Annotated in this window: 28 protein-coding genes and 1 tRNA gene; 17 read left to right on the top strand and 12 right to left on the bottom strand. The window is 72.1% G+C overall.

Annotated features, from left to right (window positions below; genetic code table 11):
• Position 1: 1 nt before the first annotated feature.
• Genes DFJ67_RS03255 through DFJ67_RS03300 form a run of 11 tightly spaced genes read left to right on the top strand, consistent with a single transcriptional unit; the run spans position 2 to position 10,314 of the window.
• On the top strand, positions 2-904 hold the full coding sequence (locus DFJ67_RS03255; RefSeq protein WP_116066494.1) for an ABC transporter permease: 903 nt from the start codon (positions 2-4) through the stop codon (positions 902-904).
• Positions 904-1,896, top strand: coding sequence for an ABC transporter ATP-binding protein (locus DFJ67_RS03260; protein ID WP_116066495.1), 993 nt, complete (start codon positions 904-906; stop codon positions 1,894-1,896). The genes DFJ67_RS03255 and DFJ67_RS03260 overlap by 1 nt, the downstream gene beginning before the upstream one ends.
• Entirely contained in the window at positions 1,889-2,887 is a 999-nt protein-coding gene (locus tag DFJ67_RS03265; protein ID WP_116066496.1) for an ABC transporter ATP-binding protein, read from the top strand. The genes DFJ67_RS03260 and DFJ67_RS03265 overlap by 8 nt, the downstream gene beginning before the upstream one ends.
• Entirely contained in the window at positions 2,884-3,525 is a 642-nt protein-coding gene (locus DFJ67_RS03270; protein WP_116066497.1) for a histidine phosphatase family protein, read from the top strand. Before DFJ67_RS03265 ends, DFJ67_RS03270 begins: the two co-directional genes overlap by 4 nt.
• An 18-nt stretch (positions 3,526-3,543) precedes the next feature.
• A complete protein-coding gene (locus DFJ67_RS03275) occupies positions 3,544-4,326 on the top strand; it encodes an endonuclease/exonuclease/phosphatase family protein (protein WP_116066498.1) in 783 nt (260 codons plus the stop codon).
• Positions 4,327-4,343: 17 nt separating this feature from the next.
• The gene (locus DFJ67_RS03280) at positions 4,344-5,714 is read left to right on the top strand and encodes an ABC transporter substrate-binding protein (protein ID WP_116066499.1); all 1,371 of its coding nucleotides are present in this window, start codon (positions 4,344-4,346) and stop codon (positions 5,712-5,714) included.
• A 4-nt stretch (positions 5,715-5,718) separates the two neighbouring features.
• Complete coding sequence (locus tag DFJ67_RS44315) at positions 5,719-5,850, top strand: hypothetical protein (RefSeq protein ID WP_280525909.1); 132 nt, start codon at positions 5,719-5,721, stop codon at positions 5,848-5,850.
• Between the two features lie 7 nt (positions 5,851-5,857).
• Entirely contained in the window at positions 5,858-7,255 is a 1,398-nt protein-coding gene (locus DFJ67_RS03285) for an FGGY-family carbohydrate kinase (protein ID WP_116066500.1), read from the top strand.
• Positions 7,252-7,848: a histidine phosphatase family protein gene (locus tag DFJ67_RS03290; protein WP_116066501.1), complete on the top strand. Its 597-nt coding sequence runs from the start codon at positions 7,252-7,254 to the stop codon at positions 7,846-7,848. The genes DFJ67_RS03285 and DFJ67_RS03290 overlap by 4 nt, the downstream gene beginning before the upstream one ends.
• A complete protein-coding gene (locus DFJ67_RS03295; RefSeq protein ID WP_203783033.1) occupies positions 7,845-9,335 on the top strand; it encodes an FGGY-family carbohydrate kinase in 1,491 nt (496 codons plus the stop codon). Before DFJ67_RS03290 ends, DFJ67_RS03295 begins: the two co-directional genes overlap by 4 nt.
• Before the next feature lie 4 nt (positions 9,336-9,339).
• The gene (locus tag DFJ67_RS03300) at positions 9,340-10,314 is read left to right on the top strand and encodes a 2-hydroxyacid dehydrogenase (protein WP_116066502.1); all 975 of its coding nucleotides are present in this window, start codon (positions 9,340-9,342) and stop codon (positions 10,312-10,314) included.
• Here the strand turns inward: DFJ67_RS03300 and DFJ67_RS03305 are convergent.
• The 4 genes from DFJ67_RS03305 to DFJ67_RS03320 are packed head-to-tail and all read right to left on the bottom strand — an operon-like array spanning position 10,311 to position 13,997.
• Complete coding sequence (locus DFJ67_RS03305) at positions 10,311-10,907, bottom strand: M23 family metallopeptidase (RefSeq protein WP_116066503.1); 597 nt, start codon at positions 10,905-10,907, stop codon at positions 10,311-10,313. The two genes, DFJ67_RS03300 and DFJ67_RS03305, sit on opposite strands and share 4 nt — an antisense overlap.
• Positions 10,904-11,590, bottom strand: a complete 687-nt coding sequence (locus DFJ67_RS03310; protein WP_116066504.1) for an alpha/beta fold hydrolase — start codon at positions 11,588-11,590, stop codon at positions 10,904-10,906. Before DFJ67_RS03310 ends, DFJ67_RS03305 begins: the two co-directional genes overlap by 4 nt.
• Entirely contained in the window at positions 11,587-11,907 is a 321-nt protein-coding gene (locus tag DFJ67_RS03315) for a DMT family transporter (RefSeq protein WP_239096957.1), read from the bottom strand. The genes DFJ67_RS03310 and DFJ67_RS03315 overlap by 4 nt, the downstream gene beginning before the upstream one ends.
• Positions 11,907-13,997 (bottom strand): molybdopterin-containing oxidoreductase family protein, encoded by a 2,091-nt coding sequence (locus tag DFJ67_RS03320; RefSeq protein ID WP_116066506.1) that lies wholly within the window; start codon positions 13,995-13,997, stop codon positions 11,907-11,909. Before DFJ67_RS03320 ends, DFJ67_RS03315 begins: the two co-directional genes overlap by 1 nt.
• Positions 13,998-14,100: 103 nt before the next feature.
• Between DFJ67_RS03320 and DFJ67_RS03325 the strand changes: the two genes are divergently transcribed.
• Positions 14,101-14,280 carry an antitoxin gene (locus tag DFJ67_RS03325; RefSeq protein ID WP_116066507.1) on the top strand — a complete coding sequence of 60 codons (180 nt, stop codon included), beginning with the start codon at positions 14,101-14,103 and terminating at the stop codon, positions 14,278-14,280.
• 28 nt (positions 14,281-14,308) lie between these two features.
• Positions 14,309-14,701 (top strand): hypothetical protein, encoded by a 393-nt coding sequence (locus DFJ67_RS03330; RefSeq protein ID WP_116066508.1) that lies wholly within the window; start codon positions 14,309-14,311, stop codon positions 14,699-14,701.
• On the opposite strand, the gene DFJ67_RS03335 is transcribed toward DFJ67_RS03330, so the two are convergent.
• The 4 genes from DFJ67_RS03335 to DFJ67_RS03350 all read right to left on the bottom strand — a co-directional run bounded on the left by DFJ67_RS03335 (position 14,680) and on the right by DFJ67_RS03350 (position 17,314).
• Positions 14,680-15,684 carry a glycoside hydrolase family 113 gene (locus DFJ67_RS03335; protein WP_116066509.1) on the bottom strand — a complete coding sequence of 335 codons (1,005 nt, stop codon included), beginning with the start codon at positions 15,682-15,684 and terminating at the stop codon, positions 14,680-14,682. The two genes, DFJ67_RS03330 and DFJ67_RS03335, sit on opposite strands and share 22 nt — an antisense overlap.
• Before the next feature lie 10 nt (positions 15,685-15,694).
• Positions 15,695-16,222 (bottom strand): hypothetical protein, encoded by a 528-nt coding sequence (locus DFJ67_RS03340; RefSeq protein ID WP_147315405.1) that lies wholly within the window; start codon positions 16,220-16,222, stop codon positions 15,695-15,697.
• Entirely contained in the window at positions 16,222-16,761 is a 540-nt protein-coding gene (locus DFJ67_RS03345; RefSeq protein WP_116066511.1) for a hypothetical protein, read from the bottom strand. The genes DFJ67_RS03340 and DFJ67_RS03345 overlap by 1 nt, the downstream gene beginning before the upstream one ends.
• 199 nt (positions 16,762-16,960) lie before the next feature.
• Positions 16,961-17,314 (bottom strand): MerR family transcriptional regulator, encoded by a 354-nt coding sequence (locus DFJ67_RS03350; protein ID WP_203783032.1) that lies wholly within the window; start codon positions 17,312-17,314, stop codon positions 16,961-16,963.
• Positions 17,315-17,358: 44 nt separating this feature from the next.
• Here DFJ67_RS03350 and DFJ67_RS03355 point away from each other — a divergent pair, with 44 nt between their 5' ends.
• Genes DFJ67_RS03355 through DFJ67_RS03365 form a run of 3 tightly spaced genes read left to right on the top strand, consistent with a single transcriptional unit; the run spans position 17,359 to position 20,332 of the window.
• Complete coding sequence (locus DFJ67_RS03355; RefSeq protein WP_116066512.1) at positions 17,359-18,588, top strand: MFS transporter; 1,230 nt, start codon at positions 17,359-17,361, stop codon at positions 18,586-18,588.
• Positions 18,585-19,094 (top strand): SigE family RNA polymerase sigma factor, encoded by a 510-nt coding sequence (locus DFJ67_RS03360; RefSeq protein WP_116066513.1) that lies wholly within the window; start codon positions 18,585-18,587, stop codon positions 19,092-19,094. The genes DFJ67_RS03355 and DFJ67_RS03360 overlap by 4 nt, the downstream gene beginning before the upstream one ends.
• On the top strand, positions 19,091-20,332 hold the full coding sequence (locus DFJ67_RS03365; RefSeq protein ID WP_116066514.1) for a hypothetical protein: 1,242 nt from the start codon (positions 19,091-19,093) through the stop codon (positions 20,330-20,332). Before DFJ67_RS03360 ends, DFJ67_RS03365 begins: the two co-directional genes overlap by 4 nt.
• Here the strand turns inward: DFJ67_RS03365 and DFJ67_RS43175 are convergent.
• The 3 genes from DFJ67_RS43175 to orn form a co-directional block, all read right to left on the bottom strand.
• Positions 20,329-21,261 (bottom strand): hypothetical protein, encoded by a 933-nt coding sequence (locus tag DFJ67_RS43175; protein ID WP_203783031.1) that lies wholly within the window; start codon positions 21,259-21,261, stop codon positions 20,329-20,331. The two genes, DFJ67_RS03365 and DFJ67_RS43175, sit on opposite strands and share 4 nt — an antisense overlap.
• A 102-nt stretch (positions 21,262-21,363) precedes the next feature.
• A tRNA-His gene (locus DFJ67_RS03375) sits at positions 21,364-21,439 on the bottom strand.
• A gap of 87 nt (positions 21,440-21,526) precedes the next feature.
• A complete protein-coding gene (gene orn / locus DFJ67_RS03380; protein WP_116075577.1) occupies positions 21,527-22,117 on the bottom strand; it encodes an oligoribonuclease in 591 nt (196 codons plus the stop codon).
• Between the two features lie 54 nt (positions 22,118-22,171).
• On the opposite strand from orn, the gene DFJ67_RS03385 reads away from it, so the two are divergent.
• On the top strand, positions 22,172-23,386 hold the full coding sequence (locus tag DFJ67_RS03385) for a glycosyltransferase 87 family protein (protein WP_409362882.1): 1,215 nt from the start codon (positions 22,172-22,174) through the stop codon (positions 23,384-23,386).
• Positions 23,387-23,510: 124 nt separating this feature from the next.
• Here the strand turns inward: DFJ67_RS03385 and DFJ67_RS03390 are convergent, their stop codons facing one another.
• Entirely contained in the window at positions 23,511-26,390 is a 2,880-nt protein-coding gene (locus tag DFJ67_RS03390; RefSeq protein WP_116066515.1) for a hypothetical protein, read from the bottom strand.
• Between the last annotated feature and the right edge of the window lie 122 nt (positions 26,391-26,512).

The following is a 26,512-nucleotide window of genomic DNA, read 5'->3' on the forward strand; positions in this document are numbered from 1 at the left end:
CATGGACCGCACCGCCATCGCGGCCCCGGCGACGGACCTGCCGCCGCCCGAAGACGTCGCACCCAAAGGCAAGCCGCTCGGCCGCGTCCGGATAGTCGGCTCGCTGATCGTGATCGGGCTATACGTGCTCGCCGCGATCTTCGGACCGATCATCTTGAAGTACGACTCCGTCGCCACCAACCTCGGCGCCCGGCTGAAGCCGCCCGGCAGCACGCTGCCCGACGGCAGCTTCGCCCTCTTCGGCACCGACCAGGTCGGCCAGGACGTGCTCGCGCAGATGATGCAGGGCGCCCGGGTCTCGATCACCGTCGGCGTGGCGACCCTGCTGCTCGCCGGGATCATCGGCGTCGCGGCCGGCCTCGCCGCGGGCTATCTCGGCGGTTGGCTCGACGCGGTGCTGATGCGCCTCGGCGACGTGCAGCTCACCTTCCCGTCGATCCTGCTGGCCATCTTCATCGCGTCGATCCTCGGGCCGAGCGTGGTCAACGTCGTGATCGTGCTGTCGATCTCCAACTGGGTGACGTTCGCCCGGGTCACCCGCAGCCAGGTGCTGAGCATCAAGGAACGCGACTTCGTCGACGCGGCACGGACCCTCGGTGCCCGCTCGTGGCACCTGGTGACCCGCACCATCCTGCCCTCGGCGATCGCGCCGATCCTGGTCGTGGCCACCGTCGAACTCGGGCACGTGATCCTGGCCGAGGCGTCGCTGAGCTTCCTCGGCCTCGGCACTCCGGCCAGCACCCCGAGCTGGGGCGTGACCATCGCGAACGGCCGCGACTACCTGTCCAACGCGTGGTGGATCTCCACCATCCCGGGCATCTTCCTGGCCATCCTGGTGATCAGCTTCGGCGTGCTCGGCGACGCCCTGCGCGACCGGTTCGATCCCCGGCTGAGGAGCATGTGATGGCGGCGTTGTTGTCGGTGCAGGACCTCACCGTGCGGTTCCGCACCCGGGCCGGCACCATCACCCCGGTCGACGGGGTGAGCTTCGACCTCGCCGAGGGCGAGACGCTCGCGGTGCTCGGCGAGACCGGCAGCGGCAAGAGCGTCACCGCGCAGGCGCTGATGGGCCTGGTGCCCCACCCGGCCGGCCGGATCACCGCTGGCCAGATCCACTATGGCGGCGTCGACCTGCTCACCCGTCCTGCCGCGGAACGCCGCCGGCTCAACGGCACCGACCTGGCGATGGTCTTCCAGGACCCGCTGAGCTCGCTCAACCCGGTGTTCCGGGTGGGCACCCAGATCGGCGAGCCGTTCCGTCGCCGGCGCGGCGCCTCCCGGGCCGACGCCCGGCGCAAGGCGATCGAGCTGATGGAGCGGGTCGGCATCCCGGCCGCCGCGCGCCGGGTCGACGACTTCCCGCACCAGTTCTCCGGCGGCATGCGGCAGCGCGTGATGATCGCGATGGCGCTGGCGCTGCAACCCAAGGTGCTGATCGCCGACGAGCCCACGACCGCCCTCGACGTGACCGTGCAGGCGCAGATCATGGCGCTGCTGGCCGAGCTCAAGGCCGAGCACCGGATGTCGATGATCATGATCACCCATGACCTGGGCGTGGTCGCCGGCGTCGCCGACCGGGTCATGATCATGTATGCCGGCCGGGTCGCCGAGACCGGACCACTGCGCGAGGTGTACGAAGCCGCGGGGCACCCGTACACCCGCGGTCTGATGGCTTCGATCCCCGAAGTGTCGAGCCAGCGCGACCGGTTGACCCCGATCCCCGGCGCGCCGCCCGACCTGACCCGGTTGACCGGTGGCTGCCCGTTCCAGCCCCGCTGCTCCTTCGCCACCGACGTCTGTGTCGCGCAGCGGCCGGCGCTGCTGCCCGTGCCGACCCGGCCGGCGAACCACCTCGCCGCCTGCCACCACGCCGAGGAAGTGGTGACCCATGCCTGAACCCCTGCTGTCGGTGCGCGACCTGCACACCAGCTTCCCGATCCGGTCCGCGCTGCTCCAGCGCAAGGTCGGCGCCGTGCAGGCGGTCGCCGGGGTCTCCTTCGACCTGGCCGCCGGCCGCACGCTCGGCCTGGTCGGCGAGTCCGGCTCGGGCAAGACGACGCTGGCCCGCACGGTCATCGGGCTGGAGAAGCCCGAGTCCGGCACGGTGTTCTTCGAAGGCCGCGACCTGCTGGCCATGTCCGGTGCCGAGTTGCGGCAGACCCGCCGGCAGATCCAGATGGTCTTCCAGGATCCTTACGCGTCGCTCAACCCGCGGCTCACCGTCGAGCAGATCATCAGCGAGGCGTGGCGGGTGCACCCCGGTGTCGTGCCGCGCGACCGCTGGCCGGCCGAGGTGAAGGACCTGCTCGCCCGGGTCGGGCTCAACCCCGACCACGCCGACCGCTATCCGCACCAGTTCTCCGGTGGGCAGCGGCAGCGGGTCGGCATCGCGCGGGCGCTGGCGCTGCGGCCCCGCCTGGTGATCTGCGACGAGGCCGTGTCGGCGCTCGACGTCTCGGTGCGGGCGCAGGTGCTCAACCTGCTCGCCGACCTGCGGGCCGACCTCGGGCTGGCCTACCTGTTCATCGCGCACGACCTGTCGGTGGTGCGCCACCTGTGTGACGACGTCGCGGTGATGTATCTCGGCAAGGTGGTCGAGCACGGCACCCGGGAGCAGGTCTTCACGGCGCCGGTGCACCCCTACACCCAGGCCCTGCTCTCCGCGGTGCCCGTGACGCGTCCGTGGGCGGTGCCGCCGCGACCGGAGATCATCCTGTCCGGCGACATCCCGTCGCCCGTGTCGCCGCCCAGCGGTTGCCGCTTCCGCACCCGGTGCTGGAAGGCACAGCCGCGCTGCGGAAGCGAAGAGCCGGCACTGATCCAGCGGCTCGACGAGCATCCGGCGGCCTGTCACTTTCCCGAACTACCGAGCGAGGTGGCCGCATGAGCGTGCGGTTGGTGCTGGTCCGCCATGGCGAGTCGGCGTGGAACATCGAGGGCCGCTATCAGGGCCAGGCCGACTCGGGGTTGACCGAGCGCGGCCGTTCGCAGGCCGAGGTGGCAGCGGCGACCCTGGTCGATCGGTTCGGCACCGCCGACCTGGTGCTCGCCAGCGACCTGCCGCGGGCGCGGGACACCGCGGCCGCCTACGCCGCCCGGATCGGCGGTGTGCCGGTGCGGGAAGACGCCCGATTGCGCGAGATCAACGTGGGCGACTGGACCGGACGCACCTTCGCGGAGGTCGCCGAAGCGTACGCCGAGGAACTCGTCGCGTTCGAGCGGGGTGTCGACGTGCGCCGGGGCGGCGGCGAGACGTTCGCCGAACTGCGCGAGCGGGTCTGGGCTTGCCTGACCGAGGCCGCCGCCGAGGTCGGATCCGGCACCGTGCTGGCCTTCGCGCACGGCGGGTCGATCCGGGTGGCCGCCGCGGCGGCGCTGCGGGTGCCCACGCCCGGGCAGCGCAACTTCGCGCCACCGGTCAACTGCTCGCTCACCGTCATCGACTACCGCGGCGCAGACGCCACCCACGCGTTGGTCGCCTACAACCTGCCGACCGCCGCCGGTGCCACCGGCGGAGCCGACTGATCACCAGGAGAGGAAGGCATGCTCACCGGTTCGTTCACCTTCGTCGCCATGACCTACAACGTGTGGGGCGACGCGCACCTGGAGCAGCGCGAGCCGGCGATCCGCGACCTGCTGGAGACCCGCCCGCCGGACCTGCTGGCGACGCAGGAGCTGCGGCCCGGCTCGCGGGCCGTGATCGACGCGGCGCTGCCCGGCCACGAGCGGGTGCACGACGACTTCCCCGGCTGGGCGGTGCAGAGCAACCTGTGGTGGCGCACCGAACTGTTCACCCACGTCGAGCACGGCGCCCATGACGTCGGCATCCTCGACGAGCACGCGCGGCTGTTCTGGGTCAGGTTGCGGGCGGCCGACGCCACCGACCTGGTGTTCGCCACCGCGCACCTGACCTGGCCGGGCCACCGCGACGAGCGGGCGGACCGGGCCAACCGGCGCACCGGCCAAGCCGAGGCGGTGGTCGCGGCGCTCGACGAGATCGCCGGCACCGCACCCTGTTTGTTCACTGTGGACATCAATGACATCGGCGAACCGTTGTGGGTGCTCGGCAACGGCGGCTTTCTCGACTCCTTCACCGCGCTGGGCCGGACGTCGCCGGTCACCCACCCGGTCGCGCCGCTCCCCTTCGCCACCGGCCGTGGCACCCGGCTGTCCCCGCTGGGCTCTCCGGCCAAGGCCATCGACTGGATCTTCGCCCGCGGGCCCGTCACCACCCGGGCGAGCGAGGTCGTCGAGTTCTTCTCGGCCGGCATCGCCCCCTCGGACCACAAGCCCGTCGCGGCCACCTACACCCTGCCACCCGGTTGACCGACCAAGGAGAGGCAATGACCGCAAGATCTCGTGCCGCGCGCGTCCTCGTCGCGGCCACGCTGGTGTTCGGCCTCGCGGCCTGCAGCAGCGGCGACGATTCCGGTGACACCGGAGACCAGGTGCTGCGGTATGCGCCGCAGCTCTTCCCGGTCTCCCTCGACGTGCAGCAGTATCCCGCCGAAGAGCCTGTGCAGACCACGGTGCAACAGGCGCTGGAGACGCTGACCGTCATCGACAACGGCCAGCCGGCACCCAAGCTGGCCACCTCGTGGGACACCCCGGACCCGAAGACCTGGGTCTTCCACCTGCGCGAGGGCGTGAAGTTCAGCGACGGCACGCCGTTCACCGCCGCCGACGTGAAGGGCTCGATCGACCGCCTGATCGGCCTGAAAGGTTCCCTAGCGCCGCTGCTCTCGACCGTCACCTCGGTCGACGCCACCGACGACAAGACCGTCACCATCCACACCTCGGCACCGCTGGGCACGCTGCCGAGCAGCCTGTCGCTCATCTTCATCGGCCAGGGTGCCAAGGTCGGCGACGACGCCTACTGGCAGAAGCCGGTCGGCACCGGCCCGTTCACCATCGACTCGTTCAGCCCCGACGACAAGGTGGTGCTCACCCGCAACGAGGGCTACTGGGGCGACAAGACCAAGGTCGCGCGCCTCGAGATCCTCGACATGCCCGAGGTCGCCGCCCGGGTGACCGCGCTGTCCAACAGCGAGGTCGACGTGCTCGCGTCGATTCCGCCGGACCAGGTCTCCGAGGTGTCCGATGTCGACGGTGTCAAATACGGCACCGGTGACAGCTACAACTACTACTTCGCCTGGTTCAACCAGAACCGCAAACCCTTCAACGACATCCGGGTACGCCAGGCGCTGCTGCACGCGCTCGACCTACAGGGCACCATCAGCGGCCTGTTCGGCGACCTCGGCACGGTCGGCAGGTCGCCGGTCACCCAGGCGGTCTTCGGCGCGACCCAGCTCGAACCGCCGACGCACGACACCGAGTTGGCCAAGCAGTTGCTGGCCCAGGCCGGCTATCCCAACGGCATCGATATCTCGATGCAGTGGCCGCTGGAGGGCGGGCCCAACATCAAGGCGATGGCGCAGGCGTTCATCTCCGACTGGGCCAAGGCCGGCATCAGGGTGAAGCCGCTGGAGAAGGAGCGGGCCACCTGGCTCAAGGACTTCGCCGCGCTCGACTGGGACATCAACCTGCAGACCAACACCACCGGCACCGGCGACGCCGACTTCACCCTCAACCGGCTCTACACCTGCGCGGCCCAAGCGGCTGGGCTACTGCAACAAGGACCTGGACGCGATCCTGGCCCAGGCCCGCGCGTCGCTCGACCCCAACGAGCGCAAGACCCTCTACGCACAGGCTGACAAGATGCTCTGGGACGACGCTGTCGCCGCCTTCCCGGTCGACCTGAAGACCAACTACGCCGTCCGCGACAACGTCCAGGGGTTCGAGATGCCGGTCAACGGTCGCCCGGACTTCGCCAAGGTCTCGATCGGATAGTGACGGGATGAACGATCTGTGGGCGGGCGTCGACGTCGGCACGCAGAGCCTGCGCGTGCTGCTCGCCGAGGCCGACGGCACGGTGGTGGCGCGCGCGGGCGTGCCACTGACCAGCCATCGGCACGGTGAGCGGCACGAGCAGGACCCGGCCCCGTGGTGGGCGGCACTGGGTGACGCGTTCCGGGCGGCGCTGCACGGCGTCGACCCGGCGCGCGTCGGTGGCCTGTCCATCTGCGCGACGTCGGGCACGTTCCTCGTCGCCGACGCGTCCGGGCGGCCACACACGACGGCCCTGATGTATGACGACGCCCGCGCCACCGCCGAGCCCGGCGCACAGCGCACCTGGGCCCTGCCCAAGCTGCGCTGGCTGCTCGAGCACGGCCCGGCCGGGGTCCGCACCGGGCTGGCCGACGGCAGTCTCGCGCTGCGGCACTGCGGCGACCACCTGGCCGAGCGGTTGACCGGCGGCCCGGTCGCCACCGACTGGACCAGCGCCCTCAAGACCGGTTACGACCTGGGCTGGCACGCGACCGGCATCCCGCCGACCGCGCTGCCGGCCGTGGTGCGCCCGGGCACCACGATCGGCACGGTCGGCCCGGCCGGCGCCGCGCACACCGGGCTGCCGGTCGGTGTGCCGGTCCGCGCCGGGCTGACCGACGGCTGCGCGGCGCAGGTCGCGGCCGGCGCGCTGGCACCCGGAAGCTGGAACTCGGTGCTCGGCACCACCCTGGTGCTCAAGGGCGTCACCACCGACCGGCTCGCCGACCCGTCCGGGGCGGTCTACTCACACCGCCATCCCGACGGCGGCTGGCTGCCCGGTGGGGCGTCCAATGTGGGCTCTCCGGTGGTCGACGACTTTTTCCCTGGCGCTGACCGGGAAGCGCTGGACCGGGCAGCCGCCGCGCACGAACCGGCGAGCGCGGTCGTCTACCCGCTGCGCGGGACGGGCGAGCGCTTCCCGTTCGTGCGGCCCGAAGCGACGACGTTCACCCTCGGCGCGGCGACCGGCGCCGATCTCTACGCCGCACTGCTGCAAGGAGTCGCCTACGTCGAGCGGCTCAGCTATGCCCACCTGCGCCGGCTGGGTGCCGACACGACCGGGCCGCTGTCGCTGACCGGTGGGGCGACCCGCAGCCGCTACTGGTCGCAGCTCCGCGCCGACGTGCTCGGCCGGCCGGTGACGCTGCCGGCGACGGCCGAGCCGGCCCTCGGCATGGCGGTGGTCGCGGCGGCCGGCGACGGCAGCCTGACCGAGACCGCGGCGCGGATGGTCCGGGTCGCCGACACACTGGAACCGCGGGCCGGTGACCGGTTCGCCGAGCCGTTCGCCCGCTTAGTCGACGCGCTGGCCGACCGCGGCTACGTCGATGCGGACCTCGCCGCCTACGCCAAGGAACCCTCATGACGCACACCACCGTGGTGCTGGCCCGGCACGGGCGGACCGCCTGGCACCACCCGGTCCGCTACACCGGCCGCAGCGACGTGCCGCTCGACGAGGTCGGCGTCGCACAGGCGGCCCGGCTCGGTGCGTGGGCGGCCGGCGCGGGCTTCGCGGCACTGGCCTGCTCGCAGCTCCAGCGGGCCCGCCAGACCGCCGCTGCGGTGACCGGGCTGGTCCCCCTGATCGACCCCCGTCTGCGTGAGCTCGACTTCGGCGTGGCCGAGGGGCACACGATCGACGAACTGCGTGCACTTGATCCCGCGGCGGTGGCCCGGTTCGAGGCCGATCCGGTCGCGGGGCACTTCCCGGGTGGCGAACCGCCGGGCGAGGCGGTCGACCGGGCGCTGGCAGCGCTGACCGAGCTGGCCACGGCGTACGCCGGCGAAAAGGTCCTGGTCGTCGCGCACAGCACACTGATCCGGCTGGTCACCTGCGCCGTGCTCGGCCTGCCGCTGGCCGACTACCGCCGCAGGTTCCCCGCCCTCGACCCGACCTCGACCACCACGCTGCGCTTCCCCGAGCCGGTCGGCGTGCTCTCCTACAACGTGCCCCGATGAACGAGATCGTGATCGGCGTCGACGCCGGCACCACGGTCACCAAGGCCGTCGCGTTCGACCCCGACGGGGTGGCGCTGGCCCGCGCGGCCCGGCCGACGGTGTTGAACCGGGCCGGCGACGGGCGTTACGAGCAGGACGCCGACGCGGTCTTCGCCTCGGTCGTCGAGGTGCTCCGCGAGCTGCGGGAGCGGCTGCCCAACCCGGTCACCGCGATCGGCGTCACGGCGCAGGGCGACGGCCTGTGGCTGCTCGACGGCGCCGGCGAGCCGGTCCGCCCGGCCATCTCCTGGCTCGACGCGCGCGCCACGCCGATCCTCGACCGCTGGACCGCTTCCGGGCTCGCCGCACAGGCCTACCGGCGGACCGGCAACTATCCGTTCCCCGGCAGCGCCGGGCCGCTGCTGGCCTGGCTCGACGCGCACGAGCCCGCGGCACTCGACCGGGCCGCCACCGCCGCCTACTGCAAGGACATGGTGGTGCAGCGGCTCACCGGGCTGCGGGCGACCGACCCGTCGGACGCCTCGGCGCCGTTCCTCGACCCGTACACCCGGCTCTATGACGAGGAGCTGATCGCCGCCTGCGGGCTGGAGCACCGGCGAGGGCTGCTGGCACCGGTGCACGACGCACCGCATGGGTCGCTGTCGGCCGGTGCGGCTTCGGCGACCGGGTTGCCGGCCGGCGTCCCGGTCGTCGGTGCGCCCTACGACCTGCCGGCCTCCGCCTGGGGTGCCGGCGTCCGGGCGCCCGGCGACGGCCTGCTCACCGTCGGCACGACGCTGGCCTGCCAGGTGCTCCGCGACGCGGTCGACACCAGCGGCGAGCCCGCCGGGCTGACGCTGAGCACCTGGGAGCCCGGTCGCTGGCTGCGGGCCCTGCCGGCGATGGTCGGCACCGCGGCCCTCGACTGGGTGCTGCGGCTGGTCGGCGCGACCGTGACCGACCTGCCGGCGCTGCTCGACGCCGGCCGGTCCAGCGAGCTGACCGTGCTGCCGTTCTTCGCCGAGGCCGGCGAGCGGGCGCCGTTCGTCGCGCCCCGGGCGCGCGGCCGGATCGACGGGCTGCACCTGGGTCACGCGCCCGCCGACGTGGTGCGCGCGACCTGCGAGGCGATCGCCTACAGCGCCCGGCACTGCCTGACCGCCGCGGAGCTGACCGGTGCGCTGACCGCGTGCGGCGGAGGCATAGCCTCCGAGGCCTGGGCGCAGGTGTTCGCCGATGTGCTCGACCGGCCGGTGCGGGTGCTCGCGGGCGAGGAGATCGGCGCCCGCGGCGCGGCCCTGGCCGCTCTGTCCACAGTGGCCGCCCTACCCGGCGGCGGGCCGGAAGCCGGCCGCCGGGCGCCGGCCGCGGGGGCCCGGGCGGCCGAGACGCCGGCCGGCTGGACTCCCGCCGGACGGATCTTCGAACCGGTGGCGCCGGACCGCTACGCCGCCGGCTACGACCAATACCTGGCGCAGATCGCGCAGGCCCGACCGAACTGGAGCTGAATCCATGCGGGTTCTCGTCGCCGGCGACCACTTCGTGACCAACGACCTGGTGGCCGCCGCCCTACACGACGTTCCAGGCCTCGACATCCGCACGCTCACCCTGCCCTGGCCGCTGGTGCCGTTCGGCCCGGTCGCCGAGGTCGACGAGGCGTCCGGCGGCGAGGACGAGCTGATCGCGGCACTGTCCGGTGTGGAGGTCGCGGTGACCCAGATGGCACCGTTCACCGCCCGGGTGCTCGCCGCCGCCGACGCGCTGAAGCTGCTGGTGGTCTGCCGGGGCGGCCCGGTCAACGTCAACCTCGACGCGGCGGCGGCCGCGGGCGTGACGGTGCGGTCCACCCCGGGGCGCAACGCCGTCGCCGCGGCCGAGCACACGATCGCGCTGATGCTGGCGGCCCTGCGGCAGATCCCGGACCGGCACAACGGCGTGCTGGCCGGCGAGTGGCGCAGCGACCTCTACGCCCTCGACCAGGTCGGCGGGGAGCTGGGCGGCAGCACGGTCGGGCTGATCGGCTACGGCGCGATCGGCCGGCGAGTAGGCCGGATCCTCGCCGCGTTCGACGCCCGGGTGCTGGTGCACGACCCGTACGCCGATCCGGCGACCCTCGATGGCGCCACCGCCGTCGGCTCGAAAGAACTGCTCGAGCGGTCTTCCGTCGTGAGCCTGCACGCCCGGCTGACGCCGGAGACCGCGGGCATGGTCGGGGCGGCGGAACTGGCCCGGTTGCCGCGCGGTGCGGTGCTGGTCAACACCGCGCGCGGCGGTCTGCTCGACTACGCGGCCGTGGTCGACGCCCTGGAGTCCGGCCACCTGGGCGCGGCGGCGTTCGACGTGTTCGACGCCGAGCCGCTGCCGGCCACGTCACGCCTGCGCAAAGCGCCCCGGGTCGTGCTCACCCCGCACCTGGCCGGCGCGACCCGGCAGACCGCCGAACGCGCCGCCCGCCTGGCCGCCGACGCAGTCAGGTCGTATCGCTAGACGCAGTTCCGGCTGGTGCGCTCGACCGTGTATTCGTGGTCGTCGGTGGTGATCCCGGAGGGCTCGCCGCCGAAGTAGGCCTCCGTCTTCTCCCGGGCCCGCCGCTGCTCGTAGTGCAGGTGCGGCGCCCCGGAGTCGCCGGTGCTGCCCACCTTGCCGATCTGCTGCCCACCCGCGACCTCGTCGCCGACGGAGACCAGCGGCCGCTCGATCATGTGCAGATACTGCGTCTCCCACCGGTCGCCGTGGTCGATCTTCACCCACCAACCGCCGCCGCGGCCCTTGGGTCCGTTGGGGTGCGACCGGGTGCGCCCGCCCAGCGCGCCGTTGATGCCCGACTCGATAACGGTGCCACCGGCCGCGGCCAGCACCGGCCGGCCCCACGCCTCACCCTCGGTCGGGAACAGGTCGACGTCGAAGTCGTCGTGGCCCGGATAGGTCGACAGCCGCCAGGTCTCCCCGCAGGCCACCGGGAGCTGGAACAGCGGGCGCGGGCCGGGCCGGCGGAGCCGGTCGACGACCAGCAGGGCCAGCACGGTGACGACGATGATGGCGACACCCGCGGCCGTACCCCGGCGTTGGGTGGCGGTCATCGAGCGGCCAGGAAGGTCTCGACCGCGGCGGCGAACGCGTCGGGTTCGGTGGGGTGCACCAGATGCCCGGCGGGGATCGTAATCAGCTCGCCGGCCGGGATGCGGGCCGCCATCCGGGCCATCGCGTCCTGCGGCAGGAAGCTCTCCGGCCCGCCGGCGACCACCAGCACCGGCACCGGGATGCCGGCCAGCTCGTCCCACCACTGTGGATCGGGCGCGTTGAGCGCGGCGAGCACCGCCGGGCGGACCTCGCGGTCGTAGTAGGGGGCGGACTCCGGCAGGCCGGTCGGGACCGCGATGCCCAGTGGCACCGGCGGCGGGCACTCCTCCAGCACGAGCGCGGCGACCCGCTTCGGTGCGGCCAGCGTGGCCAGCAGGCTGACGATGCCGCCGAGCGAGTGGCCGACCAGCACCACCCGGTCGAGGGCCAGGGCGTCGAGCAGGGCCAGCAGGTCGTCGCGGAAACCGGTCATCGAGTAGGGGCCGGTGCGTTCGCTGTGCCCCATGCCGCGCAACTCGGGCACGAAGACCTCGCGGTGCCGGGCGAACCGCGGCGCGAGCGTGTCCCAGGTGCTGCCGTCGCCACCGCCACCGTGCAGCAGGACCATCGGGACCGCGCCAGTCGGGCCCGCCAGCCGCTGGTAGGCCAGCCGGACCTGCCCGGCGTACAGGTAATCGGTCATGTCGCTCTTCCCAACTCCAGGGCGACCACGCCCGCGATGATCAGCACGAGGCCGCCGATCTGCAGGGGCGACAGTGACTCGTGCAGGAACAGCACGCCGATGGTAGCGATCAGAGCAACACCGATGGCAGACCAGACGGCGTACGCGACGCCGATGTCCATGCCGAGCTTGAGCGCCTGCGAGAGCGCGAAGAACGAGAACGCGTAACCGATCGTCAGGAGCACTGTCGGGAGGACCCGGGTGAAACCGGCCGACGCCCGCAACGACAGCGTGGCGACCACTTCGGAGAAGATGGCACCACCGAGCCACAACCACATCACCTGGGAGACAGCTCGATTCTCGTGTCGTGGAACGTCGGCGCGCCACCGAGGTCGGCGTCGCGCACGGCGGTCACCGCGTTGACCGTGTTGCCGCCCGGGCTGCGCTTGGCCCAGTAGGCCTTGAAGGTGAAGGCGACACCGGGCCGGGCCGCGTCGTCGACCTGGACAGCCGCGTCGAACGCGCCGTTGGTGTTGTGCACCCGCACCTCGTCGCCGTCGGCCAGGCCACGGGCGGCCGCGTCGTCGGGGTGCAGGTGGATCCGCGGCGGCCCCATCTTCTTCTCGTGCCAGGGCAGCGACCCGAACGTCGAGTTGAGGAAGAACCGCCCGGCGGCCGCGATCAGCACCAGCCCGTCGCCGTGCCGCTCGGCCGGCGGGGTGTAGCCGACGAGCGGGTCGACGCCCTGCTCGGCGAGCGCCGGCTGATGCAGCCGGGCCCGGCCGTTGGCGGTCGGGAAGCCGCCCTTCGCGAACGGCGCGCTGCCCACCGCGACCCCGGTGGTGCGGGCGTAGGTGCGCTCGGCCAATTCCTCGAAGGTGACCGGCCCGCCGGCGAGCACCTGGCGGACGATCTCCTCGTCGCTGTCGCGCAGCCGCGGATGGTGCAGGCCCAGCGCGGCGGCGATCCGGCGGAAGATCTCGGTGTTGGGCAGTGCGTCCCCCGGTGGCGTCGTGGCCGGCAGGTTGAGTGTCGTGTAGTGGTGCCCGTAGGAGCTGACCAGGTCAAGGTGCTCGGGCTGCATGGTCGCCGGCAGCACCACGTCGGCGTAGTCGCAGGTGTCGGTCCAGCGCTGCTCCAGCACCGTGGTGAACAGGTCGGCGCGGAGCAGGCCGGTGCGCAGCCGGGTCTGGTCGGGCACGGTCGCCGCCGGGTTGGTGTCGAAGACCACCAGCGACGTGACCGGCGGGTCGGCCTCACCGGTCAGCACGGCGGCGAGCCGGCTCATGTTGATCTCGCGGGCCGGCGGGTCGGCCTCACCGGTCAGCACGGCGGCGAGCCGGCTCATGTTGATCTCGCGGGCCGGCGGCTGCGGCAGGTCGACGGGCCGCATGACCGGTGCGGCGGGGTTGGGGAAGTGCCCGGAGGTCATGCAGAGCGCGCCGCCACCGGGATAGCGGAAGTCACCGGTGACCAGCGGCAGCGCGCAGATCGCCCGGACCGCCTGGCCGGCGCCGGCGTGCCGCTGTAGGCCGAGACCGACCTTGATCGCGGTCGGCCGGGTGGTGGCGATGCGGTCGCCGAGGTCGCGCAGCACCGCCGGGTCGAGCCCGCACTCGGCCGCGGCCCGCTCCACCGGCCACTCGGCGAGCCGCTGCTCGAACTCGGGCCAGCCGTCGACGTGTGCGTCGAGCCACTCTCGGTCGGCCGCGCCGGCGTCGACGACGTGCCGCATCAGCCCGAGCGCGAGCGCGCCGTCGGTGCCGGGCAGCGGCGCGATGTGGGTGTCGCTGCGGCCGGCGGTGTCGGTGCGCAGCGGGTCGATGGCGACCACGTGGGCGCCGCGGCGGCGGGCCTCCTGCACGAACGGCCACAGATGCAGGTGGGTGGAGAGCAGGTTGGCGCCCCACAGCACGATCAGCCGGGCCTCGACGATCGACTCGGGCTCGAAGCCGACCATCCCGCCGTAGAGCGACTGGAGGGCCGCGTTGGCGGCCGCGGTGCAGATCGTGGTGCGCAGCTGGCTGGCCCCGAGGTGGGCGAACAGCCGCTGGCCCATCGAGTAGCCCTGCACGTCGCCCATCGTGCCGGCGAAGTAGAACGGCAGGATCGACTCGGGGCCGTGCCGGTCGATGCTCGCGGTGAGGCCGGCGGCGACCCGGCCGATCGCCTCTTCCCAGCTTGCCGGCCGGAAGGCGATCGGGCCGGCGCCCTTGGGGCCGACCCGGATCATCGGCTGGGTGAGCCGGTCGGGGCCGTTGACGGCGTCGAGATAGCGGTTGACCTTGCCGCAGAGCACCCCCTGGGTGAACGGGTGGTCCGCGTCGCCGCGGATCTCCACCGCCCGACCGTCTTCGACGGTGAGCTGCCAGGTGCAGGTGTCCGGACAGTCGAGCGGGCAGGCGCCGCGGTGGGTGGTCCGAGCCATGCCCCGGATGCTACGTGAGCCTCAGCGGCACCATCTCTCGCATTTTCCCGCAGGTCACAGGCTTGTCCGGTTTGGCCGGGACGGCCAGGGGAAGACGGGCGGCATGGGATTTATGGATCGCCTCAAGGCCATGACCGGCAAGCACGACGACAAGGTCGACCAGGGCATGCAGAAGGCCGGCGACAAGATGGATGACCGCACCGGCGGCAAGCACAGTGACAAGATCGACAGGGGCGTCGACGAGGGCCAGAAGCGCACCGGCGACGGCGACACGATGCCCTGAGCCGCCCGGGTTGCCGTACCGTCTGCGCATGGCAACCCTGGACGACGTGTCCCGGTTGGCGGCGCGGCTGCCGGAGACAACGCAGGTCGAGCGACACGGAAACCGCGCCTGGTCGGTGGCTGACAAGGTCTTCGCTTGGGAAAGGCCGTTCAGCAAGGCCGACATCAAGCGCTACGGCGCCGCACCTGTTCCCGCGGGCCCGATCGTCGCCGCGGCGGTGGGCGACCTCGCCGAGAAAGACGCGGTCCTCGCCTCGGGCACGCCCGGCCTCTTCACCATTCCCCATTTCAATGGGTACGCCGCCGTGCTGATCGCCCTGGCTGCGGTCGACGAAGCGGCGCTCGAGGCAGCGTTGGTCGACGCCTGGTTGGCCAAGGCGCCGACCCGGCTCTCCGCCGCCTACTTGGCCGCCGAGCCGTAGAGCGCTCCCAACGCGTGGTAGGCCAGCTTCGGCTCCCACCCGCCGCCGGGCTTGACGGCGACCAGGCCGTAGGAGGCCAGATCCAGGTCGTGCCGCGGGTCGTCGGGAAGGTGCGGCAACTCGAAGCCGGCGAAGGTGAACCAGAACGCGCCGGCGACCCCCGCGGTGTCGAACAGCGCGTCCAGTTCGTGCAGGTAGCGAACCTGCTCGGCCTCGTCGCGGACATATTCGGCCGGAATCGTGCGGTCCTCCTGCACGATCGTCCAACCCAGACCGCCCCGGTCCGCCGCGCCGCGGTAGGTGCAGCAACCGAACTCGGTGACCACGACGGGCTTGCCGAACCGCTGGTAGGCGCGGAGTTCGTCGCCGTAGGTGGCGGCGTTGTTGGCGTCGCGATAGCCGTCGACCGAGACCACGTCGAACTGGTCCCACTCGACCTGCTCCCAGGTCCCCGACGCGTAGGTGAGCTGCCCGCCGAACACCGCCCGGGCCCGCGCCACCGTCTCCCGCTGCACGACCCGGGCCTGCTCGAAGCCGGCCAACACCGGCGTGCGGCCCGCTTCGGTCGCCCAGGTCGCCGGGCTCATCATCGTCTCGGCCCGCTCGGCCAGCCCTTCGCCCGGCACGAAACCCTTGCTGAACAACGTCATCTCGCAGCCGAGGACCAGCACGACCGAGCGGTCGACGGCGGTGCGCAGTTGCTCGGCCCGCTCGGCGGCGCGGCTCAGGTGCTCGACCAACTCGTCGGCGCCCAGGTTGTAGGGAAACGGCGAGAACCACACGTCGAGCCCGGCCGCGGCGGCATGCCGGCCGGCGGCCAGAATCCGGTCGGGATCGTCGCCGGAGATCCGCACCGCGGTCGCGTGCAGGTCGCCGGCGATGACCGCCATATCCCGGCGCACCGCGTCTTCGTCGAACGTCACCCGGCTGTGGAAGTCATCCAGCGTCTGCCCGGTGTCATAGTTCACCCCGCGAATCTCCATGATCCCGACGCTACGCGCACTCCTGCGAGGTCGAGAGAGCCTCTCCGGTAGCGGCGTCAATGGCGACGATGAACGAACACCGCAACGTCGCCCGCATCCGCTCACGCTCGGCATCGGTCATCAGCATGCCGCCGAAGATCTGCGGTGCCGACCGCGGAAAGATGACCACCCAGGCGGCCCGGTCCTTGACCGGTGTGGCCGTGACCGCCGACCCGCCTTCGACGACCCGACCGAAGTCAAGCGAGATCGACCGCAGAGCGGCTTGCGGTTGGCCGCCGAGCAGATCGGCACCGAACCCGAGCGCCCGAGCCCGGTCGCGTGCCTCGTCTTCACTGATCGACCTGGTTAGCCGGGGGGTCAGCGGCCTGCTCGTCATGCCGGCGCTGTCGTAGATGACCGGCTGGGACACTCCCGGATCAACCTTCGGGCCATCCTTGTCGCCATTTTCGGCGAACGCCTGCGACGCGGGCACGGCGGCGGCCGCCGCCAACAGCCCGACGATGACCACTTTGCTGGACATGGCGAATCGTCTGCCCATCAGAGCACCCCGGTCCAGATGTCGAAGTCGTCGCAACTGGAGGCTTCAACCTTCCAGCGCGCGGTGTTGTCGTTCTTCCGGATCATTGTGCAGGTCATCGGTTGCAGCACATCATCGGCGACCCGCTGCGCACCCAACCTGGTGAATCGGGTCCGCTTGGCATTCGAACCAGTGATGTCGCTGTTGAGGTAACCCACCTCGCCCGCGAACTGCGGAACCCACGGGCCGATTCCCCACTGCGAACCGGATGCGAAAGGATTGAAATTGGACTGTGCGACGTTCGTCGTGTCGATCGTGGCACGCAGACACGCGCACGAGGGCGTGTAGAGCACCCGGAAAGCATGCCGAACGCCGACCTGATCATATTGCGCGTTGCCGCTATACCAGGTGCGTAGGTTGTTGCCGCCCTGCGACGAGAACTGCGCGAACCACCGCAGACCCACGGGGGTCGCGGGCTGGCCGCCGCTGGCCGTGTGATCAGCACTGATGATGTAGCCGACCTGGGCGTAGCTTCCGGACACCCGCGAGCCGATCATCACCCACGCATTGGTGAAGTGCGGGGGTGCCGGAAATGATCGCGGTCAGGGTCGCCACCGCGACGACGGCCAGTGCGATCACCGCGCGCTCAAATCGCATGTGCGCCTCCCCGTTTGCCAGAACGATACAGACGTCGATCGATAGTTGTCTGTCCGTACCGTTGCTGTATTTGCGAATGGCGCACCTTGTGCGAGCCGGCTGTTAGCTATCGATCAGGTTGTCCAGGGCGCCGGCCAGGAGGCCGCGGGTTCGCTGCAATTCGGCGATCGAACCGTCGAGTTCGCTGATCTGGCGGCGTAGTCGTTCGCGGGCCGTTGGGCATGCTGTCAGTTCGCCGTCTGGGGTGAAGCAGGGCAGCACCTGGGCCACCGCCTGGAGGCCGAGACCGATATCGAGCAACAGCCGGATCCGGCGTACCTCCTCGACCGCGCAGTCCGCGAAGTCGCGGTAGCCGTTGTCGAGACGCCGCGAGGACAGCAGCCCCAACTGGTCGTAGTGCCGCAGCGCCCGGGTGCTGACGCCGCTGCGGTGAGCCAACTGATTGATCAGCATCATCGCCTCTTGACCTTGACACGGGTGTCAAACCTTACCGTTCAGCCATGCCGATGCGCGACGATCTGCGGATCCCCCAGGACCCCCGACAGCGGTTGATGGCGCTGTCGACGCTCATCAACACGGTCGGCATGGGCCTGTTCCTGTCCGCGGGCACCATCTTCCTCATCCGGTCGGCGGGGTTGAGCCCGGCCGCCGCCGGCATCGGCCTCACCGTCGGTTCGCTGATCGGCTTCGGCGCCGGCGTGTTCGTCGGCGACCAGGCCGACCGCCGGGGTGGTCGCGAGGTCGTCATCGCTTCCATGCTGGTCGAGGCGGTGGCCAGCGTCGGCCTGCTCTTCGTGCACGACATCTGGACGCTGATCCTGGTGGCGACGGTCGCCTCGGTCGGCCGGGCGGGCTCGGGCAGCGCGCGCGGTGCGCTGATCGGCGTGCTGGCCGAGCCGGGCAAGGGCGCCGCATTGCGCACCTACCTGCGGGCCGTCACCAACGTCGGCCTCGCGGTGGGCATGCTCGGCGCCGCGGCCGTGCTGGCGATCGACAACCGTCCGGCGTACGTGACGATGGTGCTCACCGACGCCGCCACCTTCCTGATCGCCGCGGCCGTGCTGGCCCGGTTGCCACACCTCCCGCCGACCCGGACCGCCGGCACGCCGGCCGCCGACGAGCGTCGCTGGCTCGCCCTGCGCGACCGGCACTATCTGGCCTTCACGGCCGCGTCGTCGGTCGCGAGCCTGCAATACTGGGTGCTCGTCCAGGCGCTTCCGGTGTGGATCGTGCTGCACACCGCGGCACCGCGCTCGATGGCGGCACTGGTCCTCTTCGTCGCCGCGGTCACCGTGGCGATCACCCAGATCCCGGCGACGCGATCGATCGACGGGCCCCGGACGGCGGCTCGGCTGCTGGCCCGGTCCGGCCCGCTCTTCCTGGTGGCCTGGGTGCTGATGGCCGCGGCGTCCGGCCCGTCGGCGTGGGCGGCGGTGGCGCTGTTGCTTGTCGCGGTGCTCGTACACTCGCTGGCTGAAGTGTGGCAGGCCGCCGGGACGTTCGAGCTGTCCTTCGCGCTCGCCCGGCCCGAGGCGCACGGCCAGTATCAGGGCGTGATCGGGCTCGGCCACGGCTTCGTCGAGGCGGTCGCCCCGGTCATCGTCATCACGCTGTGCATCGACGGGGGCAAGGCCGGCTGGGTCGCCCTCGCGCTGATCGTCACGGTGGCCGGCTACCTGTGCGCATTCATCTCCAACCGAATCGAGGCCCAGCGCGTGTTACCGGCGTGAACGGCTTCGATGGCTTCCGCGAGTTCGTGCAGGCGCATACCGGCGCGTGGTCCCGGCTGGCCTATGTGCTCGCTGGCAGCCACGCGGGAGCCGAAGACCTGGTGCAGACGGCGCTGCTCAAGACCGCGCGGAGTTGGCATCGGGTACGCCGCTACGACCAGCCCGAGGCCTACGTACGCCGGGCGATCTATCACGCCGCCGTCTCGACGTGGCGGCGGCGCGGTGAATGGCCGGTCGCCGACGTTCCGGAACGGGCCGCAGCCGACGACGCCATCGACGGCATACCGCGGCGGCTGGCCATCGACGCCGCCCTCGCCCGGCTCACCCCGCGGCAACGGGCCGTGCTGGTGCTGCGCTTCTACGAGGACCGGTCGGTGGCCGAGGCCGCCGAGATCCTGGGCGTCACCACCGGCACGATCAAGAGCCAGACGGCGTACGCGCTGGAACGGTTGCGGATCCTCGCACCGCACCTCGTCGAACTGACCATTGAGGAGGCCGGGCGATGACCGGACTGCGCGAACACTTCGCCGAGACGGCCGCCGGCGCCAAGCACTACGACGTGACCGAAGTGGTGCTCCGCCGCACCCGGCGCCGCCGCCGGCTCACCCAGGCGGTCGCGGCCGCGGCGGTGGTCGCCATCGCGGCGTCGGCCGGAGTGCTGCTGAGCGGCGATCGCCCGCGACCAGGTCCCTCGATCACGGAGATCGACGCCACCGGTCCGGTGGGTGCGGGGCGGATCCCCTGGCTGCCCGCCACGTTCAAGGCGGCCGACGCCGTCGCGCTGCCGGCCGGTCGGGCGGTTGGCGCGGGAGCGCTGGTCTATCAGCGAGGTGCGGTGTATGTGCTGCTGACCAGCAAGGGCGAGAGCTATGCGATACCCGGCGAGGCGCGTGGGCTCTCCCCGGACGGGCGCTGGCTCGCCTACGGCGCCAACGGCAAACTGGTGTTCCGCGACCTCACCGGCATCCGGGCGTTCACGACGGCCGAAAGCAGCGTCACCGGCTGGTCCGTCGAGGGCGCGGTCGCCGTGCTGGCGCCACCCTGGCCGGGAGTGGGACCGGTGGTCGCGACGATCCTGGACCTCGACACCGGCGCCAGCCGCGCCGTCCCGATCCCGGACCCCGAGTGGTGGCAGCCGCGCGGGCTGACCGCCGACGGAGAGTTGCTGCTCACCGCGCGGCAGGAGTTCCCGGCGACGAAGGAGCCACCGGCGACCGGCGAGCCGCTGCCCACCGTGGCGCCGGCTCAGACGCTCACCGGGCCGCCGCGCGATCTCGGTGCCGCAGTCGGGATCATCAACCCGGTCGACCAGCAGGCGCACACCGTCGAGCTGCTGGCGAGCCGGCTTGGGCTCGACGACCGGGACAAGCCCGGGGCCGGTCTCCAGTGGGGTATCACCGCGCGACCCGACACCGGCGGGCTCGTCTTCCAAACGTTGCGGACCATCACCATCGACGGATCCGACGCCTACATGCTCAGCGACGTGTTCGAGGTCGACCCGAACACCGGCTGGCCGCTGCGGCGCTACCGACTCCCGGCGATGCCCACGCTCGACAGTCCCGCCGCATGGCTGATCGGCACCCTTCCGGAGGGGATCCTGCTGGGCACCAACGACGGTGGCTTCGACGCGCGCGACTTCGAGCGGCTGGAACTGCTCGACCCCACGACCGGGGCGCGCCAGACCGTGCTGTCGCTACCCGACGCCGCCAACTTCCTTCTCACCCGCGGCGGGCGGCTGCGCTAGCGCGCCGCCTGGAGGGTCCAGCCGCCCTGTGCCTCGACCTCGATGACCTGGGTGTCGGGCGGCAGCGGGGCGGTGCCCTTGTAGCGGCCGATCTCGTTGACGAACAGGCCCATCCGGTCGTCTTCGCCGAAGCCCCGGACCACGAAGTTGTCGCGGCCCGAGAACGTCGCGGTGATCCGGCTGCCGAGCCGCTCGGCGTCGGGCACGAGGAACACGGCCGGCTTGCGGCCCGATGCCTCGCCGGTGAACGTCGGCGCCTTGGTCAGGTCGCGCAGCACGATCTTCCAGGAGCCGTCGGCGCGGACCCGGAAGGCCGCCGGCTCCCCGCGCTCGAGCAGGCCGACGGTGCGATCGCCGGAATAGGCACCGATCGCGTTGACGATCAGCCCGACCGGCCGGCCCGAGGTGTCGAGGGCCTCGACCATGAAGTTGGAGTCACCGTCGTGGGTGATCGTCGCGACGTACGCCGCGTCGGGCTCGAGCCGCACCTTCGCCGTCTTGTTGCCGCGACCGCTGATCGTGACGTCGGGCGCGATCACCCGGGGTGGCTCGGGCTCCGCGGACGGGGTCGCCGGGAGCCGGTTGGCCCGGGGTGGCGGCACTGGCGCGTCACCGGCTGCTCGGGCCGACTCGGCCGGGCCGCTCTGGTCAAGCGCGAACAGCAAACCGGCGCCGCCGAGGCAGATGATCAGCAGGAACACCACGCCGCCGCCGACGAGCCACGGCCAGATGGGCCGGCCTGGCGGCCTGGGCGGGTTGGGCGGCAGCACCGGCTGGCCGTAACCGAAGGGCTGGCCATAACCCGGAACGGGCTGGCCATAACCCGGAACGGGCTGGCCATAACCCGGAACGGGCTGGCCGTAGCCCGGAACGGGCTGGCCATGGCCGGGAACGGGCTGGCCCGGCGGCGGAGGGGTCGGCTGGGTCACTGCCGCACGGTAGAACAAACCAGCGGCCCTCACTGTCCCGTGGCAATCACCGGGTGATCACAAAAAACGGCTCGGCCGGGACAACCCGGCCGAGCCGTCGAGTGGGGTGATCGACGGGACTCGAACCCGCGACCCCCGGGACCACAACCCGGTGCTCTACCAGCTGAGCTACGACCACCACGACGACCCTCGCCGGCATTCCGCCGCGCGAGGCGCCGACCAATGATAGCCATAGCCCGCCCGGGGGCGTCGACAGGGTTATGGGTTAGAGCTCGGCGGCGATGGCCTTCGCGCTCTCGACGTCGGGGCCGGGCAGCGGGACGAAGATTGTCCGGCGATAGTATTCAAGCTCGCGGATGCTCTCCCGGATGTCGGCGAGCGCGCGGTGGGCCAGGCCCTTGGCGGGCTGACCGAAGTAGACCCGGGGATACCAGCGCCGGCACAGCTCCTTGATCGACGAGACGTCGATCATCCGGTAGTGCAGGTGCGCGTCGAGGCGCGGCATGTCGCGGGCGAGGAAACCCCGGTCGGTGGCGATGGAGTTGCCACACAGGGGCGCCGTGCGCGGGTCCTTCACGTACTCCGAGATGTAGGACAGGACCTGGTCCTCGGCCTCCTCGAGGGTGACCGTCGAACGGCGTACCTCCTCGGTCAGTCCCGATTTGGCATGCATCTCGCGGACCACCTCGGGCATGCCGTCGAGCTGCGCGTTGGAAGCGTGGATGACCAGGTCGACCCCGTCGCCAAGGACCTGCAGGTTGGGGTCGGTCACCAGTGCCGCGACCTCGATCAGCGCGTCTTTGCCGAGGTCGAGACCGGTCATCTCACAGTCGATCCAGACCAGAAGATCAGCCACGATCGACAGCCTACGCGCAGGTCCCGGTCCGCGGCCTCCACTAGGCTGCCGGGCGTGCAGGCAGCGGCCCCACCTCTGAAGATCAAACCCAGCACCGCGCGGCGGATCGCGCTGGTGAGCGCGCTCACCGCTGCGGCGGTGGCGTTCATTTGGCTGTACGCGGCCCGCCGGGACTTCTTCGACCTGCGCATCTACGTCAGCGCGCTGCGCTGGTGGGCCGACGGCCACCCGCTCTACGACTACGCCCAGCCCGACCGGGTCCAGGGTGAGCTGTATTTCACCTATCCGCCGTTCGCCGCCCTGTTGCTGCGCCCGTTCGCCGCGGTGCCCATCGGCGTCACGATCGGGTTCTTCTGCGTATTCACGGTCGCGGCCGTCGCCGTGGCCTCGTGGTGGCTGACCGCACCGGTCGCCGACCGCCGCGGCGTGCCCCGCTGGCTGCTCGCCGGCCTGCTGTTCCCGGTCGTGCTGGCGGTCGAGCCGACCCGCGAGACCTACTTCTTCGGCCAGATCAACATGGTTCTGGTCCTGCTGATCCTGGCCGACTTCTGTTTCGCCTCGCCCCGCAAGTGGTTCTGGGCCGGCGCCGGCGTGGGCCTGGCCACGGCGATCAAGCTCTTTCCCGGCATCTTCATCCTGTATTTCCTGGTCACCCGCCGCTGGCGGGAGGCCGCCGTGTCGGCGCTTGCGGCCGCCGTGGCAACCCTGCTGGCGGCCGCGGTCGCGCCGCACGACTCGTGGCAGTTCTGGACCGACTCGCTGTTCTCGACGGAGCGGGTCGGTCGCACGGACTACACGGGCAACCAGTCTTTGCAGGGCCTGTTGGCCCGCCTGGTCGCGCCGTCGGAGCCGTCGAAGGCCTGGTGGCTGCTGCTGGTCGTGGCGGTGACCGCGGTAGGCATGTGGCGGGCGGCGCGGGCCTTCCGGGCCGGCGACGACCTGTCCGGGGTGACGTTGACCGGCCTGGTTGGCGCGCTGGTCAGCCCGATCACCTGGCCGCACCACGTGTTCTGGTTCCTGCCGGCGGTGGTCGTCCTGGTCGACTCGGGGCGGCGGCGCGACCTGGCCCTGGCCGGTGGGACGCTGGCGGTCGCCATCTACGGCGTGAACACGTTCATCGACTGGGGCGTGGCACCCGACCCCACCCGCACGGTCGGCGACTTCCTGCTGCGGAACCTCTACGTCCTGGCCGCGCTCGTATTGGTAGCGCTCCTACCGGCGAGAAGGCCCGATCATGGCCTAGATACGCTCAGAAACGGACAGACCTAGCCAGTCGCCATCGGAAGGGTTAAACTGGCATTAACGGATCTACTTCTCCGGTTGCACCGTTCCCCCGGTGAGAACGGCCCTTCGCGTCGGCAGCGCGAAGGGCCGTTCTGTTCTTCCCGCCGGGTCAGCTCGCCTGGTCGGTCGGTGTGGCCCGGTTGTTGCTGTCGGCGGGCGGGCGCTTGGTGGTCGCCTTGGTGGCCGGGCGGCGGGTGGTCGGGCGCTTGGCTACCAGCGCGGCGACGGCGGTGTGTGCCGGGCCGGCATCGGTCGCCTCCGGCGCCGGCAGACCGGCGGCGGTCTTGCGCCGACGCGGCTTCGCCGGTGCCGCGCTGCCCCCGAACGGGGTGCCCGTCTCGGTCGGGCCGCCGGCCACCTCCGGGCTCGTCGCCGGCCCGGCGGAGTTCGGGCCCGATTTGGCGGTGCTGGTGCCCGGCGTGGTGGAGCTCTGCCCGCGTGCGTCGGCGCTCGTGGCCGGATCGTCGACCGTCGGTGCCGGCGTCTCGGCGCTGGCGGTGGTCTTGCGTCGCGGAGCGCGGGTCGCCTTCGCTGGCGCTGCGTCCGGGTCGGTGGCCTTCTTCGCCCGGGTGGTGCGGCGGGGCTTTGCAGCGTCCCCGGCCTCCGCGCCGGTGGTGGTCACGACAGCGCCGGTCCCGACCGGGGCGCCGGCTGAGGCCGGGCCGTGCGCGGCGGTCAGGTCGTCGCTGTCCGACCCGGTCGACTCGATGACCTCGGTACCGTTCGTGGTCGGCTCCGCCGCCACCGCGGCACTCTTGGTTGGCTTGGTCGCCACGGCGCGGCGGGACCCCTTCGCGGTGGTCGTCGGCGCGGCGTTCGCGATCAGCCCGTCCAGCGCCGGCTCGACCTTCTTGCCTACGGACCCGCTCGACTCCGCCGTCAGCGCCGACCCCGGGGTGGGAACGCCCGCGGCCGCCTTACCCGCCGGCCTCGCCACGCCCGCCGCCAGCGCATCCGCTGCCGCGGCCGCGTTGCGGTCCGACCCGCTCGGGACCGGCGTCCACAGCTCGCTCGCGCCCGGCCCATCCAACGCCAGTTGGGTCGCCCGGTCCGCGGACCCCTTCGCGTCCTTGGTCAGCGCGGCGCTCGCCGCGGGCGCGGCCTTGATCGACTGGCCCTGCGACCCAACCGCATCCGTCGTCGGCACGGCGATCGCGCCCGGCGCCGCCTTGGTCGACGCGTCCTCGCCCGTCGTCGGCACGGCGATCGCGCCCAGCGCCGCCTTGGTCGACGCGTCCTCGCCCGTCGTCGGCACAACGCTCGCGTCGAGCGCCGGATCGGTCGCTTCGCTCCCCGACCTCGCCGCGTCTGTCGTCGGCACGGCGATCGCGCCCAGCGCCGCCTTGGTCGACGCGTCCTCGCCCGTCGTCGGCACAACGCTCGCGTCGAGCCCCGGCTCGGTCGCTTCGCTCCCCGACCTCGCCGCGTCTGTCGTCGGCGCAGCGCTCGCGGGCGATTCCACCGCGGTGGAATCGCTGGCGGATTCTTCCGACACCGTCGACTCGGCGCCAGCCGTCTTCGCGGCCGTATCCTCGGCCGGCTCGGTCGCCGACGTGGCCTCGCGGGGCTGCGGTGTCCGCTTGCTGGCCGTCTTCGTGCCCCGGGCGGACCGAGACCGCGGCGGCACGATCGGCCGGTCCGGGCTCTCACCCGTCGGCTCCGTGGCGGTGTCGACGAACACGACCGGACGCTTCTTCGCCGCCGTGCGCGCACCCCGCTTCGCCGCCGGCAGCCCCGCCTCGTCGCTCGGGACCGACCGCAGGTGCGCCACCTTCGCTGCCGGCACGCCGGCTTCGCCCTCGGACCCGGCGCTCCGCTGGGAAGGCGTCCGGACGTCCGGGTCCGCCGGCGGCGTCCCATCGACAGGCCGTGGCAACGCGGTCGCCGAGCCGCTAGGTGCGCCGGACGTGGGCACGGTCTCCACGGAAAGCTGAGCCGCGGCCGCGCTCACCGCTGGCATCCCGGCCAGCCGCGCCGCCTCGGCCCGCGACCACGCGCTAGCCCCATCCGGAACCGGCGGCCAGGCGGCCGACGGGCCGGGCTGCGCTGGCGGCCACGCGGGGCCGGACGGAGGGGGCACCGACTTGCCGGCGCCGGCCAGCGCATCGGCCAGCGTCGCCGGGCGACCCGGTGCGCTGTCCGACGGCCAGTCCGGCCAGGAGCCGTCTGCCGGGCGGTCGGAGCCCGGGAGCACCGGGACCGGCTCGGCCACCTCGCCCGCGGGCAGGGCCGGCCAGACCGGTGGTGGGCCGGCCGGGCCGCTGTCGGTGGCCGCGCCGAGCCGGGCCGAGACTTCCGGCACCTGGCTCGGGTCGACCACGAAGACCAACTCGCGGGTGCGGACCGGCCAGACCAGGGACGCGATCGCCGATCCGAGCAGCAGCGCGCCCAGCGCCAGCAGGCTCCATGCGGTCGGCGGGAGCCAACCGGAGCGGGCCGAAGCGGCCAATGACACGGTCAGGCCGGGGGTCGCGTCGACCCGCATCACGACGAGGCTCATGTCGCGCCCGTCGATCTCGTTGGCCGTCCATTCGATCGTGCCGCTGCCCTGCCGGGTCCAGAACGACTGGGTGCCGGGGGCCGCGAGCGGGCCGGTCAGGCCGGCCGCGCCGATCGGGGTGATCCGCAGCGGCAGGTCGCCGCGGCCGACGGTGACCGCGTCGACGCGGGAGTAGTCCGCCCCGGCCAGGTAGTCGCGCACCGCGGCCGCGGGCGCCAGGCCGAGGAACACCGGGCCGCTGCCCTCGCGCACCGTCAACCGCAGGGCGGTGTCACCGGCGCGGACGAACGGCGCGTCTTCGCGCAGCAGGGTGTCGACGTCGGGCACCACGATCGCCCGACCGGATGTGGAAACCGGTTCCAGCGAGCCGCTGAACGCGCCACCGGCGTCGCGGTGTTGCATGAGTGTCCACAGTGCACCACCGATCAGCAGCACCGGCAGTCCGATGGTCAGCAATACCAGACCGGCGACCGTGCGTACGACCCGCATCAGCGTCTCCCCCTTGATCGCGTTACCGGACAAACTGTACCCAACGTGACGATCCGAACACACGACGCAGATGGTGTGCCACGCGGACAAAGAAAATCCCGCCGGTCGAGGACGCGATGCCC

The organism is Asanoa ferruginea (assembly GCF_003387075.1).
Classification (GTDB): domain Bacteria; phylum Actinomycetota; class Actinomycetes; order Mycobacteriales; family Micromonosporaceae; genus Asanoa; species Asanoa ferruginea.

Bases quoted from the DNA above. Each gene is read 5' to 3' on its own strand.
- DFJ67_RS03255 (WP_116066494.1), top strand. From the start codon at position 2: ATGGACCGCACCGCCATCGCGGCCCCGGCGACGGACCTGCCGCCGCCC.
- DFJ67_RS03260 (WP_116066495.1), top strand. From the start codon at position 904: ATGGCGGCGTTGTTGTCGGTGCAGGACCTCACCGTGCGGTTCCGCACC.
- DFJ67_RS03265 (WP_116066496.1), top strand. From the start codon at position 1,889: ATGCCTGAACCCCTGCTGTCGGTGCGCGACCTGCACACCAGCTTCCCG.
- DFJ67_RS03270 (WP_116066497.1), top strand. From the start codon at position 2,884: ATGAGCGTGCGGTTGGTGCTGGTCCGCCATGGCGAGTCGGCGTGGAAC.
- DFJ67_RS03275 (WP_116066498.1), top strand. From the start codon at position 3,544: ATGCTCACCGGTTCGTTCACCTTCGTCGCCATGACCTACAACGTGTGG.
- DFJ67_RS03280 (WP_116066499.1), top strand. From the start codon at position 4,344: ATGACCGCAAGATCTCGTGCCGCGCGCGTCCTCGTCGCGGCCACGCTG.
- DFJ67_RS44315 (WP_280525909.1), top strand. From the start codon at position 5,719: ATGCTCTGGGACGACGCTGTCGCCGCCTTCCCGGTCGACCTGAAGACC.
- DFJ67_RS03285 (WP_116066500.1), top strand. From the start codon at position 5,858: ATGAACGATCTGTGGGCGGGCGTCGACGTCGGCACGCAGAGCCTGCGC.
- DFJ67_RS03290 (WP_116066501.1), top strand. From the start codon at position 7,252: ATGACGCACACCACCGTGGTGCTGGCCCGGCACGGGCGGACCGCCTGG.
- DFJ67_RS03295 (WP_203783033.1), top strand. From the start codon at position 7,845: ATGAACGAGATCGTGATCGGCGTCGACGCCGGCACCACGGTCACCAAG.
- DFJ67_RS03300 (WP_116066502.1), top strand. From the start codon at position 9,340: ATGCGGGTTCTCGTCGCCGGCGACCACTTCGTGACCAACGACCTGGTG.
- DFJ67_RS03305 (WP_116066503.1), bottom strand. From the start codon at position 10,907: ATGACCGCCACCCAACGCCGGGGTACGGCCGCGGGTGTCGCCATCATC.
- DFJ67_RS03310 (WP_116066504.1), bottom strand. From the start codon at position 11,590: ATGACCGATTACCTGTACGCCGGGCAGGTCCGGCTGGCCTACCAGCGG.
- DFJ67_RS03315 (WP_239096957.1), bottom strand. From the start codon at position 11,907: ATGTGGTTGTGGCTCGGTGGTGCCATCTTCTCCGAAGTGGTCGCCACG.
- DFJ67_RS03320 (WP_116066506.1), bottom strand. From the start codon at position 13,997: ATGGCTCGGACCACCCACCGCGGCGCCTGCCCGCTCGACTGTCCGGAC.
- DFJ67_RS03325 (WP_116066507.1), top strand. From the start codon at position 14,101: ATGGGATTTATGGATCGCCTCAAGGCCATGACCGGCAAGCACGACGAC.
- DFJ67_RS03330 (WP_116066508.1), top strand. From the start codon at position 14,309: ATGGCAACCCTGGACGACGTGTCCCGGTTGGCGGCGCGGCTGCCGGAG.
- DFJ67_RS03335 (WP_116066509.1), bottom strand. From the start codon at position 15,684: ATGGAGATTCGCGGGGTGAACTATGACACCGGGCAGACGCTGGATGAC.
- DFJ67_RS03340 (WP_147315405.1), bottom strand. From the start codon at position 16,222: ATGGGCAGACGATTCGCCATGTCCAGCAAAGTGGTCATCGTCGGGCTG.
- DFJ67_RS03350 (WP_203783032.1), bottom strand. From the start codon at position 17,314: ATGATGCTGATCAATCAGTTGGCTCACCGCAGCGGCGTCAGCACCCGG.
- DFJ67_RS03355 (WP_116066512.1), top strand. From the start codon at position 17,359: ATGCCGATGCGCGACGATCTGCGGATCCCCCAGGACCCCCGACAGCGG.
- DFJ67_RS03365 (WP_116066514.1), top strand. From the start codon at position 19,091: ATGACCGGACTGCGCGAACACTTCGCCGAGACGGCCGCCGGCGCCAAG.
- DFJ67_RS03390 (WP_116066515.1), bottom strand. From the start codon at position 26,390: ATGCGGGTCGTACGCACGGTCGCCGGTCTGGTATTGCTGACCATCGGA.